The sequence below is a fragment of the Arthrobacter sp. 10T425 genome, from assembly GCF_056393985.1.
This window is the reverse complement of sequence record NZ_JBFTGZ010000002.1, coordinates 401,975-414,046: the sequence shown is the minus strand read 5'-3', so window position 1 is coordinate 414,046 and position 12,072 is coordinate 401,975. Positions and strand designations below refer to the sequence as shown.

Annotated in this window: 12 protein-coding genes; 4 read left to right on the top strand and 8 right to left on the bottom strand. The window is 70.2% G+C overall.

Going from position 1 to position 12,072, the window contains the following annotated elements:
- A partial coding sequence (locus AC1DDH_RS04250) for an integrase core domain-containing protein (protein WP_476954908.1) occupies positions 1-149 on the top strand: 149 nt, incomplete at its 5' end.
- 96 nt (positions 150-245) lie between these two features.
- Here the strand turns inward: AC1DDH_RS04250 and AC1DDH_RS04245 are convergent.
- A complete protein-coding gene (locus tag AC1DDH_RS04245; RefSeq protein ID WP_476954901.1) occupies positions 246-1,079 on the bottom strand; it encodes a shikimate 5-dehydrogenase in 834 nt (277 codons plus the stop codon).
- A gap of 309 nt (positions 1,080-1,388) precedes the next feature.
- On the opposite strand from AC1DDH_RS04245, the gene AC1DDH_RS04240 reads away from it, so the two are divergent.
- Entirely contained in the window at positions 1,389-2,540 is a 1,152-nt protein-coding gene (locus tag AC1DDH_RS04240; RefSeq protein ID WP_476850296.1) for a glutamate--cysteine ligase, read from the top strand.
- Positions 2,541-2,623: 83 nt separating this feature from the next.
- Here the strand turns inward: AC1DDH_RS04240 and tsaD are convergent, their stop codons facing one another.
- From tsaD to AC1DDH_RS04210, 6 genes are all read right to left on the bottom strand, one after another.
- A complete protein-coding gene (tsaD, locus tag AC1DDH_RS04235) occupies positions 2,624-3,724 on the bottom strand; it encodes a tRNA (adenosine(37)-N6)-threonylcarbamoyltransferase complex transferase subunit TsaD (protein WP_476954900.1) in 1,101 nt (366 codons plus the stop codon).
- Complete coding sequence (gene rimI, locus AC1DDH_RS04230; RefSeq protein ID WP_476855785.1) at positions 3,721-4,188, bottom strand: ribosomal protein S18-alanine N-acetyltransferase; 468 nt, start codon at positions 4,186-4,188, stop codon at positions 3,721-3,723. Before rimI ends, tsaD begins: the two co-directional genes overlap by 4 nt.
- Before the next feature lie 47 nt (positions 4,189-4,235).
- The gene (tsaB, locus tag AC1DDH_RS04225; protein ID WP_476887059.1) at positions 4,236-4,907 is read right to left on the bottom strand and encodes a tRNA (adenosine(37)-N6)-threonylcarbamoyltransferase complex dimerization subunit type 1 TsaB; all 672 of its coding nucleotides are present in this window, start codon (positions 4,905-4,907) and stop codon (positions 4,236-4,238) included.
- Positions 4,907-5,593 carry a tRNA (adenosine(37)-N6)-threonylcarbamoyltransferase complex ATPase subunit type 1 TsaE gene (gene tsaE, locus AC1DDH_RS04220; protein WP_476954899.1) on the bottom strand — a complete coding sequence of 229 codons (687 nt, stop codon included), beginning with the start codon at positions 5,591-5,593 and terminating at the stop codon, positions 4,907-4,909. The genes tsaB and tsaE overlap by 1 nt, the downstream gene beginning before the upstream one ends.
- A complete protein-coding gene (gene alr, locus AC1DDH_RS04215) occupies positions 5,590-6,810 on the bottom strand; it encodes an alanine racemase (RefSeq protein WP_028275756.1) in 1,221 nt (406 codons plus the stop codon). Before alr ends, tsaE begins: the two co-directional genes overlap by 4 nt.
- A gap of 564 nt (positions 6,811-7,374) precedes the next feature.
- Positions 7,375-8,466 carry a carbohydrate kinase family protein gene (locus AC1DDH_RS04210; RefSeq protein ID WP_476954898.1) on the bottom strand — a complete coding sequence of 364 codons (1,092 nt, stop codon included), beginning with the start codon at positions 8,464-8,466 and terminating at the stop codon, positions 7,375-7,377.
- A 93-nt stretch (positions 8,467-8,559) separates the two neighbouring features.
- On the opposite strand from AC1DDH_RS04210, the gene AC1DDH_RS04205 reads away from it, so the two are divergent.
- Complete coding sequence (locus AC1DDH_RS04205; protein ID WP_476954897.1) at positions 8,560-10,020, top strand: family 4 glycosyl hydrolase; 1,461 nt, start codon at positions 8,560-8,562, stop codon at positions 10,018-10,020.
- Between the two features lie 68 nt (positions 10,021-10,088).
- On the opposite strand, the gene AC1DDH_RS04200 is transcribed toward AC1DDH_RS04205, so the two are convergent.
- Positions 10,089-10,616 carry an N-acetyltransferase family protein gene (locus AC1DDH_RS04200; RefSeq protein WP_476858963.1) on the bottom strand — a complete coding sequence of 176 codons (528 nt, stop codon included), beginning with the start codon at positions 10,614-10,616 and terminating at the stop codon, positions 10,089-10,091.
- Positions 10,617-10,743: 127 nt separating this feature from the next.
- Here AC1DDH_RS04200 and mshA point away from each other — a divergent pair, with 127 nt between their 5' ends.
- Positions 10,744-12,009, top strand: coding sequence for a D-inositol-3-phosphate glycosyltransferase (gene mshA / locus AC1DDH_RS04195; RefSeq protein WP_476954896.1), 1,266 nt, complete (start codon positions 10,744-10,746; stop codon positions 12,007-12,009).
- Positions 12,010-12,072 lie beyond the last annotated feature (63 nt).

Genomic DNA, 12,072 nt, shown 5'->3' with positions numbered 1-12,072 from the left:
CCTTCAAGCGCTTCTACGCCACGGAATCAGCCCGCAGAAACGCCCTCCCGGCATGGCTGCACCACTACAATCACCATAGGCCCCACACCGCAATCGGAGGCCAGCCGCCCATCAGCCGCTTAACCAACCTCCCTGGGCAGTACACCTAGCCCCGCCAGCGGGATCCCACCGGCCGAGTGCCCCGCGGCGCCGTGCCCCGCCGCCGCAGGATGTCAGCGAAGCGGCCGGTCAACTGGGCTGTCGCGCTATTGGGCCCGCGTGAACTCCTCGGCTGCCCGGATTTGCTCGTCGGTCGGCCGGACGCCGGTGTACAGCACGAACTGCTCGAGCGCCTGGATCGTGGCGACCTCGGCTCCGGTGATCACGGTCTTGCCGGCCGCGCGGCCGGCCTTGATCAGCGGTGTCTCGGCCGGGAGCGCGACGACGTCGAACACCACTTTGGCGGCATCGATGGCCTCCTGCGGGAAGGGCAGCGAGGCGGTGTCCGGGCCGCCGGCCATCCCGATGGGGGTGACGTTGATGAGCATGTCCGCCGTGCCGGTACCGGAAGCCGCAGAGCCCAGGTCCGCGCGCCAGGCGAAGCCGTACTGTTCGGCCAGGGCTCGGCCGGAGCTCTCGTTGCGGGCCACGACGGTCACGTCCTTGAACCCGGCATCCCGGAGCGCGGCCACGGTGGCCTTGGCCATGCCGCCGGAGCCCAGGACCAGCACCGAGTAGTCCGTGGGGACTGCATTGCTCTGCAGGAGCTGCTCGATTGCGGTGTAGTCGGTGTTGTACGCCGTGAGCCGGCCGCCGTCGTTGACGATGGTGTTGACCGAGTCGATGGCCTTCGCCGACGGGTCCATGACGTCAACGAGGGCGATCACGTCCTCCTTGTAAGGCATGGACACCGCGCAGCCGCGGATGCCGAGGCCGCGCACCCCGGCGATCGCCTGGGCGAGATCGGTGGGGGCAAAGGCCTTGTAGATCCAGTTCAGGCCCAGCTGTTCGTAAAGGTGGTTGTGGAAGCGCGTCCCGTTGTTGCTGGGCCGGGCCGAGAGCGAGATACACAGGGTCATGTCTTTGTTCAGTATGGGCACAGCTCCATTAAACGCCAGGATGGGTCCGGCCACCCGCGGCTCACCGCGCGACTGCCCGCGCCGTCGCTGACCAGCCACGTTGTGAATACACTCACGCACCAGCGGCAACTTTGACACCGTCCCGGGGCCGGCCCTGCACTAGACTTGGACCACCCGTAGCCCTGCCAGCCGCCCGGCCGGCGCCCTGGTATGTGGGAAATTGCACGTGACACCGCCGGTGCCACGTCCAGGGGCATGTCCGAGGGTGTTTGCCAGCGCATCTCCACACCAGGACCACGGCCAGGGACAGCAAAACAGTGAAGGGACCACATGAAGATCGAGTTCGCTTCATCCAGGCAGTCGACCCTAGGCGTGGAATGGGAGCTGGCGCTCGTCGACGCCGAGACCGGCGAGCTGGCCTCCGTGGCGAACCAGGTGCTGCGCGGCGTCGCTGCCCGGCATCCCGAACTCAATGAGGACGACGAGCACCCGCACATCAAGCAGGAGCTGCTGCTGAACACCGTGGAGCTCGTCACGGGCATCTGCACCACTGTTGCGGAGGCCAAGGCGGACCTGAGCAGCTCGCTCGCGGCGGTCCGGGACGTGACCGATCCGATGGGTGTGGAGATCTTTTGCGCCGGGAGCCACCCCTTCAGCCCGCCCCAGCTGCAGCCCGTCACGGACAAGGAACGCTACGCCAAGCTCATTGACCGGACCCAGTGGTGGGGCCGGCAGATGGTCATTTACGGCGTCCACGTGCACGTCGGACTCGACAGCCGGGACAAGGTCCTTCCGGTGCTGGACGGCCTGGTCAATTACTTTCCGCACTTCCAGGCGCTCTCCGCGTCCAGCCCTTTCTGGGGCGGCGAGGACACCGGATACGCCTCCCAGCGGGCGCTGATGTTCCAGCAGCTGCCGACCGCCGGGCTGCCCTTCCAGTTCTCCAGCTGGGAGGACTTCGAGGCGTACGCCCAGGACATGTTCACCACCGGCGTGATCGATTCGCTCTCGGAGATCCGCTGGGACATCCGGCCCGTCCCGCACTTCGGCACCATCGAGATGCGCATCTGCGACGGCCTGGCCACGCTCGAGGAAGTCGGGGCCATCGCCGCCCTGACGCAGTGCCTCGTCGACGAGTTTTCCACGACGCTGGACAACGGCGGCACCATTCCCACGATGCCCCCGTGGCATGTGCAGGAAAACAAGTGGCGCGCGGCCCGGTATGGCCTGGACGCGATCATCATCCTCGACGCCGACGGCAACGAGCAGCTCGTAACAGAGCACCTGCGCGAGACGCTCAAGCGGCTTGAGCCGGTGGCGGCGAAGCTGGGCTGCAGCGCCGAACTGGCCGACGTCGAGAAGATCATCGAGCGCGGCGCCGGCTACCAGCGGCAGCGCCGGGTCGCCGCCGAGCACGGCGGGGACCTGCGCGCCGTCGTCCTGGACCTGGTCAAGCAGATGCGCCAGGGCCCGGACGCCTAGCTCCGGCGCCCAACAGCCGCCACGCAGGCGGCCGAAGCCCCAGGCCGTCTAGCTCCACGCGGACGAAGCCTCAGGCTGTGGCCTCAGGCGGAGACGGTCGTGACCGGCATTGAGGAATCCGGCGCAAAGCCGATCCCGCTCGGTTTCACGCCGGCCATCACCAGTTGCGCCCCGAGCGAGGCCACCATGGCGCCGTTGTCCGTGCACAGTGGCAGCGGCGGCACCGTCAGCCGGATGCCGGCCGCACTGCAGCGTTGTTCGGTGAGCTGGCGCAGCCGCGAGTTGGCGGCGACCCCGCCACCCAGGAGGACCTCCGTGATGCCGTTTTCGCGGCAGGCGAGCACTGCCTTGGCGGTAATGACATCCACCACGGCTTCCTGGAAGGCCGCGGCGATGTCCGCCACGGGCACCTCCTCGCCGCGGGCCTCGAACTGCTCCACGCAGCGGGCGACGGCGGTCTTGAGCCCGCTGAAGGACCAGTCGTAGCGGTGCGGCCCGGGCTCCTCGGCGGTCCCCATGTACTTGGGCTGGGTGAGCCCGCGCGGGAACCGGATGGCTTTGGCGTTGCCCGTGCGCGCGAGCTTGTCGATGGCCGGACCGCCCGGATAGCCCAGGCCCAGAAGCCGCGCCACCTTGTCATACGCTTCGCCGGCGGCGTCATCGATCGTGGAGCCCAGCAGCTCGACGTCGTCCGTGATGCTCCGGATCCGCAGGATCTCGGTGTGGCCGCCGGAGACCAGGAGCGCGCCCATATTCTCCGGCAGGGCGTGCGGCGTTGTTTGCGGCGACGGCGCGCCGGCGCCCTGCTGCAGGAGCCCGACGCCGACATGCGCCACCAGGTGGTTGATGGCGTAGAGCGGTTTGCCGGTGGCGACGGCGAGCGCCTTGGCCGCGCACACTCCCACCATGAGGGCACCTGCCAGGCCCGGCCCGGAGGTGACGGCGATCGCGTCGATGTCCGCGAGCGTCACTCCCGCCTCCGCGAGGGCCTCCTCGAGGGTGGGGACGAACGCGTCGAGGTGGGCGCGGGAGGCGATCTCGGGGATCACGCCGCCGAAGCGGACGTGTTCGTCCATGGAGGACGAGACGGTGTTCGTCAGCAGGGTGGTCCCCCGGACGATGCCGACGCCGGTTTCGTCGCAGGAGGACTCGATGCCGAGCACGAGCGGCTGGGTGCGGTTCATGGTCGGCCTGCTTCCGTTGGCTGGGGGCTGAGCGGTTCGCGGGGCAGCTGGAGCCGCATGATCAGGGCGTCGACGCCGTCCCGGTAGTAGCGGGGCCGGACGTGGATCTGTTCGAAGCCGAAGCGCAGGTAGAGCTGCTGGGCCCGGGGGTTGTCCGCCCTGACCTCGAGCAGCACGTCCTGGGCGTGCCGGCGCCGGCTTTCCGCGATCAGCTCGGTGAGCAGGGCAGAGCCGATGCCCTTGCCTTCCTGCTCGGGCACCACGGCGATCGTCTGGACGTCCGAGATCGGTTCGATGCACATGAGCCCGGCATAGCCCACGATCCCGCCGTGGATCTCCGCCACGAGGTAGCGGCGGGTATCCACCTGCGCCAGCTCGTCGTGGAACATCTGCAGCGGCCAGGCATCCACGGGAAAGAGCCGGAGTTCCAGGGCGTGGATGGCGGGGATGTCCGCGGCGTCCATGTCCCGCAGGGTGACTCCGCCGGGCAGCCGGACGGCTCGCTCCGCGCTCACAGGGCACGCTTCCGGGGTCCGGGCACCTGGGCGTCGGATTCGCGCAGGTACAGGGGGGTGGAGTCCAGGAGCTGTTCCCCCGCGGAGAGCCGGGCGAGTGCGAACTGGCCGAGCGAGAGGGCCTCCGGCTGGCGGGTGCTGAATTCCGCGACCGCCTTGACGGCCTCGGAGTAGATTCCTGCCCCTGCACCGTACACGGGCAGATCCGGCAGGTCCGCGGCGAATCCCACGTGCGGGCCGTCCTCCAGATGCGGCAGCTGGGCATCGGAGAGGGTGTACCGGGCCCAGTACACTTCCTTGCGCCGCGCATCGGTGGCGACAATGAACTCCGCGGCCGAGTCGGTGGATTCGGCTACTTCCAGGGCGATCGCGTCCAGGCTCATGACGCCGTACAGCGGCTTGCCCCAGACAAAGGCGAGGGTGCGGGCCGTGACGATCCCGGAGCGCAGTCCTGTGAACGGGCCGGGGCCGACGCCGGTGACGATAGCGTCGACGTCGTGCCCGCTGACGCCGGCCTCAGCCAGGAGCCCGTCGATCCCCGGGGCCAGGACCTCCGCGTGGGTGCGCGTGTCCTCGGTGGCGAAGCTGGCGAGCACGGATTCCGGCGCATCATCGGAGACCAGGGCGGCGCTGGCGACAGCTGAGGTGTCGATGGCGAGGATCAGCATCAGGGATTCCGTTCCGGGGTCTGGGGCGTGGTCCCGGGGAGGGGCCCGGCGCCGGGCATGGTCTCGGACAGGGGCTCGGCGCCGGGCATGGTCCCGGGCAGGGGCTCGGCACCGGGCAACGTCGGCGCTTCAGCCCAGCGCGGACCGAAGCCGCGGATCACGACGGTCCGCGGCTCGTCGTCGTCGTCCGTGTCGAAATCCAGAACGGGACTGGCGCCGGTTTCGGCGGGGGCTTCGGGGGTTTCGGCGGAAGCGGCGGCGCCTCCGCGGGTGCGGTGGAGTTCCACCTCCAGCCGGCTGTCGCTGAGGTGCTCAACCCGGCCGCGGCCCCACTCGACCACCGTCACGGCGCTGTCCATGGTGTTTTCAAGATCGATGTCGTCGATTTCAGCGGCCGACTCCAGCCGGTAGGCGTCCACATGCACCAGGTCCGGTCCGCCCGGCCGGGGTCCTCCGGGCAGGTTGGGGTGGATGCGCACCAGGACAAAGGTCGGCGAGATAATGCCGGCCCGCACTCCCAGGCCCTCCCCCAGCCCCTGCGTGAACGTGGTCTTGCCGGCACCCAGTTCGCCGGTCAGGACCAGCAGATCGCCGGTTTCCAGCACGGCGCCGAGGGCCGCGGCGAGCGCATGCGTCTGCGCCGCCGTGTGGACCTCAAGGCTCCGTTCCCACGCGGGCGCGCTCACGGCCGCTCTTCGCCGGTGGAGGGCTCTTCGTTCAGGTAGCGGCGCGGCACGCGGGGGCTGATCCTGGTGACGATCTCGTAGTTGTTTGTACCGGCGGCCTTGGCCCAGTCATCTGCCGTGGGTCCGCCGTCGGCGCCGTCGCCAAACAGCACTGCCTCGGCGCCGAGGATGCTCGGGCCTCCGGCCGCCACGTGGCGGGGTCCGAGGTCGATCACCATCTGGTCCATCGCAATGCGACCCACTACCGGATAGTTCACGCCCTCGACCCGGACGGGGCCGCCGGTGGCGATGCGCGGCACGCCGTCGGCGTAGCCCAGCGGGATGAGCCCGAGGGTGCTGACGCCGTCCGTGCGGTAGTTCAGCCCGTAGGAAACGCCCTGCCCGGCGGGCACGTCCTTGCAGTGCGAGACCACCGTGCGGACCGTCATGGCCGGGCGCAGCCCGAGCTCGGCCGGACTTTGCCCTTCGAAGGGTGACAGCCCGTACAGGCCCAGCCCCACGCGGACGAGGTCAAAGTGGGTGTCCGGCCGGGAGAGGGTGGCCGGGGTGTTGGCGAGGTGGCGGACCTCGGGGTCCACGCCGGCGTCCTGGGCGACGGCGAGGACCTGGCGGAACGCGGCGAGCTGCTCGTCGGTTTCGGGCCGTTCGGGTTCGTCGGCGACGGCCAGGTGGGAGAAGATCCCCACGACCCGGAGCAGGCCCTGGTCCTGGTGTTCCATGGCTTCGCCGACCAGGCTGTCCCAGGCGTCGAGGGTGGCGCCGTTGCGGCCGAGCCCGGTGTCGACCTTCAAGTGGACGCGGGCGGGCCGTTCCTGCTCGCGGGCCGCGGCCACGATCCGGTCCAGTTCCCAGCCCGAGCAGCCGATGTCGATTCCTGCGGCCACTGCGGCGGCGAAGTTGCTGTCCGGGGTGTGCAGCCAGGCCAGCAGGGGCGCCTCGATCCCGGCGGCGCGCAGGGCGAGGGCCTCGGAAATGTGGGCGACGCCAAGCCAGCTGGCCCCCGCGCCGAGGGCCGCGCGGGCCACCTGGACGGCGCCGTGCCCGTAGGCGTCGGCCTTGACCACGGCCATGACCTGCGCGGGTGAGGCCACCGCTGCGATGCGGCGGACGTTGTGCCGGATGGCGTCGAGATCGATTACGGCTGAGCGCTCCTCAGCGTGGGCCGGCACTGCCGCCGAACCGGGCAGGAGATCGCCTGTTGCTGCTTGGTAAGTCACCTAACGATTCTAGGCGCGGCGCTGCGGGCCGAATAATCGGCCGGGCCCGGCCACCGCTGGACATGCCCATTCCTCCCTGCGGGACATGCCCATTCCTCCCCGCGGGGCATGCCCAATCTTCACGCCCAGGGCCGCGCGGAACGGGTCCATGCCCACGCCCCGGCCCCAGCGGAGGACATGCCCACTGGTGCCACGAATCCGGCCGCACACCCACCCCGGGACATGCCCAATCTTCACACCCAAGGCCGCGCAGAACGGGTCCATGCCCACGCCCCGGCCGAAGCGGAGGACATGCCCACTGGGGCCAGGAATCCGGCCGGACCACCCACCCCGGGACATGCCCAATCTTCACACCCAAGGCCGCGCAGAACGGGTCCATGCCCACGCCCCGGCCCCAGCGGAGGACATGCCCACTGGTGCCACGAATCCGGCCGCACCCCCACCCCGGGACATGCCCAATCTTCACACCCAAGGCCGCGCAGAACGGGTCCATGCCCAAGCCCCGCCCCAGCGGAGGATATGTCCACTGGTGCCAGCCACGAAAACCCAGCCGCGCCCGCCCGTCTACGCGTCGGACTGGTGGGCGATGGTCGCCGTCGCGCGCCGCTGCGCCTCGGGCGGGACGTCGTGCACGATCTCTTCCAGGAAGCGGTAGCGGCGAAGCCATTGGCTGCTTTGCCGTTCCTTCCGTGCGTTGGCCCGCTGCCACCAGTCGGCAATGTCGCCCCAGCCGGGCGCGGCCAGCGAGCCGCCCACCTCCTGGACGGCCAGGGCGGCGCACAGATTGGCGAAGCGGAGACGGTCTCCCAGCGGCCAGCCGGCCAGGGAGCCGACAATGAAGGCCGCACCGAAGCAGTCACCGGCGCCGGTGGGATCGTAGGCTCGGACCGGCAGGGACGGGACCCACTCCTCCTCCCCCGTTTCCGAATCCACGGCCATGGATCCCTGGGCGCCGAGGGTGACCACCGCCACCGGAACCCGGTCCGCAAGCGAGTACAGGGCGGACCAGGGGTCGTCGCGGCCCGTGAAGTTCATGGCCTCGTGCTGGTTCGGCATGAAAGCGTGGAAATACTTCAGGTTGTCCAGCCGGGTCGAGGACCACGCGCCGGTGGGATCCCAGCCGACATCGCCGAACAGCTGGACGCCGTTCTTGTGCGCGTCGACAGCCCACGGTTCGAGTTCCTCCCCCAACTCCGCAACGGCTGCGAGCGCCGGCGGCGGGCAACCGACCAGCTCGGTGGAAGTCACCGGCGCCGGGTGCCCGTGCGTCACCATGGACCGGTCCTTCTCCACGCTCAAGGACACCGTGACGGGCGAATGCCAGCCCGGAACACGCCGGGACAGGGACAGGTCCACGTGTTCCTGGGCGGCCAGAATCTTCCAGTTGTAGTCACCGTAGCCGTCATCGCCGAACACGGCGGCAAGACCGGTCCGCAGTCCCAGCCGGGAGGCGGCGATGGCCTGATTGGCGACGCCCCCGGGGCAGCTGCCCATCCCGTCGCTCCAGATTTCCGTGCCGGGCTGCGGCGCGTGGGGCAGCCCGGTGAAGATGATGTCCTGGAACACGGTCCCGGTCAGGAGCAAGTCGAATCCGTCCGCGGCCGGGCTGCGGACGGCAGAGAGCGGATCAAATCGCCGCGCCGGGGTCGCGTCCATATACGGCACATTACGCCGTACCGCCGTCGAGGGATACCAGGGGAAAGCGGGGCCCAAACCGGCGGCGAACAAGGCGGGGAATAGACTGTCCGCATGCGGCTCACGATCGCCGGCGGGGGCGGCTTCCGCGTCCCCCTGGTCTACCGGGCGCTCTCTGCCGGGCCTTTCGCGGGGCTGGTGCGGGAGCTGGTGCTCTACGACGTCGACCCCGCCAGGCTGGCGGCCATCGAGGCGGTCCTGGCCTCCCTGGCCCGGCAGGGCCCGCCGGGTTCCAGCCCGCCGGGTTCCGGCCCGCAGATCCGTGCCGTGTCCTCGCTCCCCGAGGCCTTGGACGGCGCCGACATGGTCTTCGCCGCCATCCGGCCCGGCGGCACCGCCGGCCGGACCGCCGACGAGCGGATCGCCCTGGACCTCGGACTCCTGGGCCAGGAAACCACCGGCGCCGGCGGGATCTCCTACGCGCTGCGCTCCATTCCGCCGATGCTTCGGCTCGCGGAGGAAATGCGGAGCCGGTGCCCCGGGGCGTGGCTGCTCAACTTCACCAACCCCGCCGGCATGGTCACGGAGGCCCTGGTCCCCGTGCTCGGCCCCAGAGTGATCGGGATTTGCGACTCCGCCAGCGGCCTGGTGCACCGCGCGGCGCGGGCCGCCGGCGTCGCGCTTTCCGAGGGCACGCTCGACGGCGTGGGCTACTACGGCCTGAACCACCTCGGCTGGCTGTACCGGCTGGAGGCCGGGGGCCGGGACGCCCTCCCGGCACTGCTCACGAACCCTGCGGCGCTGTCGGAATTCGAGGAAGGCCGGCTGTTCCCGCCCGGGTTGCTGGCCAGCCTTGGCTGCCTGCCGAATGAATATCTTTTCTACTACTACGACACCGTTCGTGCGGTGGCCGGCATGCGCGCCGCAGGTCAGACCCGGGGGGAATCGATCGCCCGGCAGCAGGCCGAACTCTATCCCCGCCTGGCTGCCGCCGGAGCCGAGGCTTTTGCGCTGTGGGAGGATGCCCGCAGGTCCCGCGAGGAGGGCTACCTAGCGGAGGCCCGCACCTCGGGCGAACGCCGCGACGAGACCGACCTCGCCGGCGGCGGCTACGAGCGGGTGGCGCTGGCGGCCATGCGCGCCCTCTCCGGCGGCGGCCCGGCGGACCTGATCCTCAACACGCGCAACGCCGTCACCACCCCCGGGTCCGCCGGCCCGGAAGCGGGCGGCGCCGGCCCGGAAGCGGGCGGCGCCGGGTCCGGAGCACAGGTGGTGCCGGCTGTCCCGGGGCTGCCGGCCGACGCCGTCGTCGAAGTTCCGTGCCGGGTGACGCCCGACGGCGCCAGGCCGGTCCCGCAGGACCGCCCGGGACCGGCGCAACTGGAGCTGCTGCGGCGCGTCAAGGACGTCGAACGGCTCGTGGTGGAGGCGGCGACGACCGGCCGGCGGGAGGCGGCCCTCGCCGCGTTCGCCAGGCATCCGCTCGTGGACTCGGATGACCTCGCTGGAAAACTGCTGGCCGGCTATGAAGCAGCCTTCCCGGAACTGGGCCGTCTCTGGCACGGCGGGCCGTAGCTGCCCGCGGGCCTTAACGGCCCGCCAACATCAGCGTCCCGGCGTCCCGCGGCACCGGGCCGGCAACCCTACAGCTTTCGGTACATCACGTGCAGGCCCACGTAGCCCAGTTCAGGGTGGTTGAACGCCTCGGGAATGGTCGCGAGCACCTCGAAGCCCATGGATTTCCACGCAGCCACGGCCCTGACATTGCTTTCCACCACGGCGTTGAACTGCATGGCCCGGAAACCGGCGTCGCGCGCGGCGTCAAGCGAATAGGCGCAGAGGGCCCGGGCCAGTCCGCGGCCGGCCTGGCCCGGGTGGACCATGTAACCCGCGTTGGCCACATGGCTGCCGCCGCCGCCCTGGTTGGGGTGCAGCTCGCCGGTGCCAAGAATCGCGCCGGTGTCGGAGGCAACCGCGACGAACGTCCGGCCCGGCGCCTGTTTGAACCAGCGTGCGCGGGCCTCGTCCTCGGCGGTGTCCCGGTCCCAGGTGAAGGTCTCCCCGGCCAGGACGACGGGTTCCAGGATCGCCCAGATGCCCGGCCAGTCCTCCGGGCGGGCCTCCCGGATGGTCCAGCCGGCTGCAGGTTCTTGTCCTGTCGTTGTGTTCACAGCGGCCACGTTAGCAGCACGCCCCGGTCTGCGAACCGAACGGGCCCGTGAACCGGGCGGCACTTCAGGAGTAATGTTTTATCGACATGCATTGGGCAGAAAGAAATGGGCAGAGGAAAGGGGAATCGTGTCGCTGATCCGCCGCGTCGCTTTCCTTTCCCTGCACACCTCGCCCATGGAACAGCCCGGCTCCGGTGACGCCGGCGGCATGAACGTGTACGTCCGGGCGCTGGCCGCCGCCCTCGCCGAAACCGGCGTGGAAGTGGAGATCTTCACCCGGTCCACCTCGGCCACGCAGCCCGCCGTCGAACACCCGTCCCCGGGCGTGTGCGTGCACAACGTCCTCGCCGGCCCGCCCCGTAAGCTGCCCAAGGAGGAGCTCCCGGGGCTGTTGCACAGCATGGTCGCCGAGATCAACCGGATCCGGCAGCTCCAGCCGCACGGCCGGTATGACGTCATCCATTCCCACTACTGGGTCTCAGGGGTGGCCGGGCTGGAGCTCGCGGAGCTGTGGCGGCTGCCCCTCGTCCACACCATGCACACGATGGCGAAGGTCAAGAACCAGCTCCTCGAGTCCGGCGAACAGCCCGAGCCGCGGCGGCGTGAGGACGGCGAGCACCGGATTGTCGACGGCGCCACCCGGCTGATCGCCAATACCGGCACCGAAGCGGCCGAGCTGGTCTCGCACTACAACGCCGACATCGACCACATCGACGTCGCGCCGCCCGGCGTGGACCTGGCCGTCTTCACGCCGGCCTTCAGGAACCGGGCCAGGGCCCAGCACGGCATCGCCCCGGGCAAGTTCCATCTGCTGTTCGCAGGCCGTATCCAGCGGCTCAAGGGCCCGCAGATCCTGATCAAGGCGGCGGCGCTCCTGCGCTCCCGGCGCCCGGACATCGACCTGCAGCTGACCATCCTGGGGGCCGTCAGCGGCGCCAAGGACTTCAACCTCAAGACGCTGATCAGCGCCGCCGGAATGGACGACGTCGCCACCCACCACCCGCCGGTGAACGCCCCGGAGCTGGCCGGCTGGTACCGGTGCGCCGACGTCGTCGTGATGCCCTCCTACAGCGAGTCCTTCGGCCTGGTGGCGCTGGAGGCGCAGGCCTGCGGGACGCCGGTCCTCGCCACGAAAGTCGGCGGCCTCTCCCGCGCCGTCCAGGACGGACGGACCGGGATGCTGATCGAGGGCCACAAGGCCAGCGACTGGGCGGACGCCCTCGAGTCGCTCTTCGACGACACCCAAACCCGCACCGACATGGGGCGCGCCGCCGCGATCCACGCCCAGGAGTTCGGCTGGCAACGCACCGCCGCGATTACGCTGGAGAGCTACCACACCGCCGTAAGCCAGTATTTTGGAAGCCTGACCATCCCGGTGGGCCACACACCCTGAACCGGTTCCACCCCCTCCGCCCGCTCCAACCCCGCCCGGCAACACCGGACCGGGACAAACCCG

Coding starts and splice junctions, on each gene's coding strand:
- AC1DDH_RS04210 (WP_476954898.1), bottom strand. CDS start 8,466: ATGGACGCGACCCCGGCGCGGCGATTTGATCCGCTCTCTGCCGTCCGC.
- AC1DDH_RS04240 (WP_476850296.1), top strand. CDS start 1,389: ATGAAGATCGAGTTCGCTTCATCCAGGCAGTCGACCCTAGGCGTGGAA.
- rimI (WP_476855785.1), bottom strand. CDS start 4,188: ATGGACGCCGCGGACATCCCCGCCATCCACGCCCTGGAACTCCGGCTC.
- tsaD (WP_476954900.1), bottom strand. CDS start 3,724: ATGAACCGCACCCAGCCGCTCGTGCTCGGCATCGAGTCCTCCTGCGAC.
- tsaB (WP_476887059.1), bottom strand. CDS start 4,907: ATGCTGATCCTCGCCATCGACACCTCAGCTGTCGCCAGCGCCGCCCTG.
- AC1DDH_RS04205 (WP_476954897.1), top strand. CDS start 8,560: ATGCGGCTCACGATCGCCGGCGGGGGCGGCTTCCGCGTCCCCCTGGTC.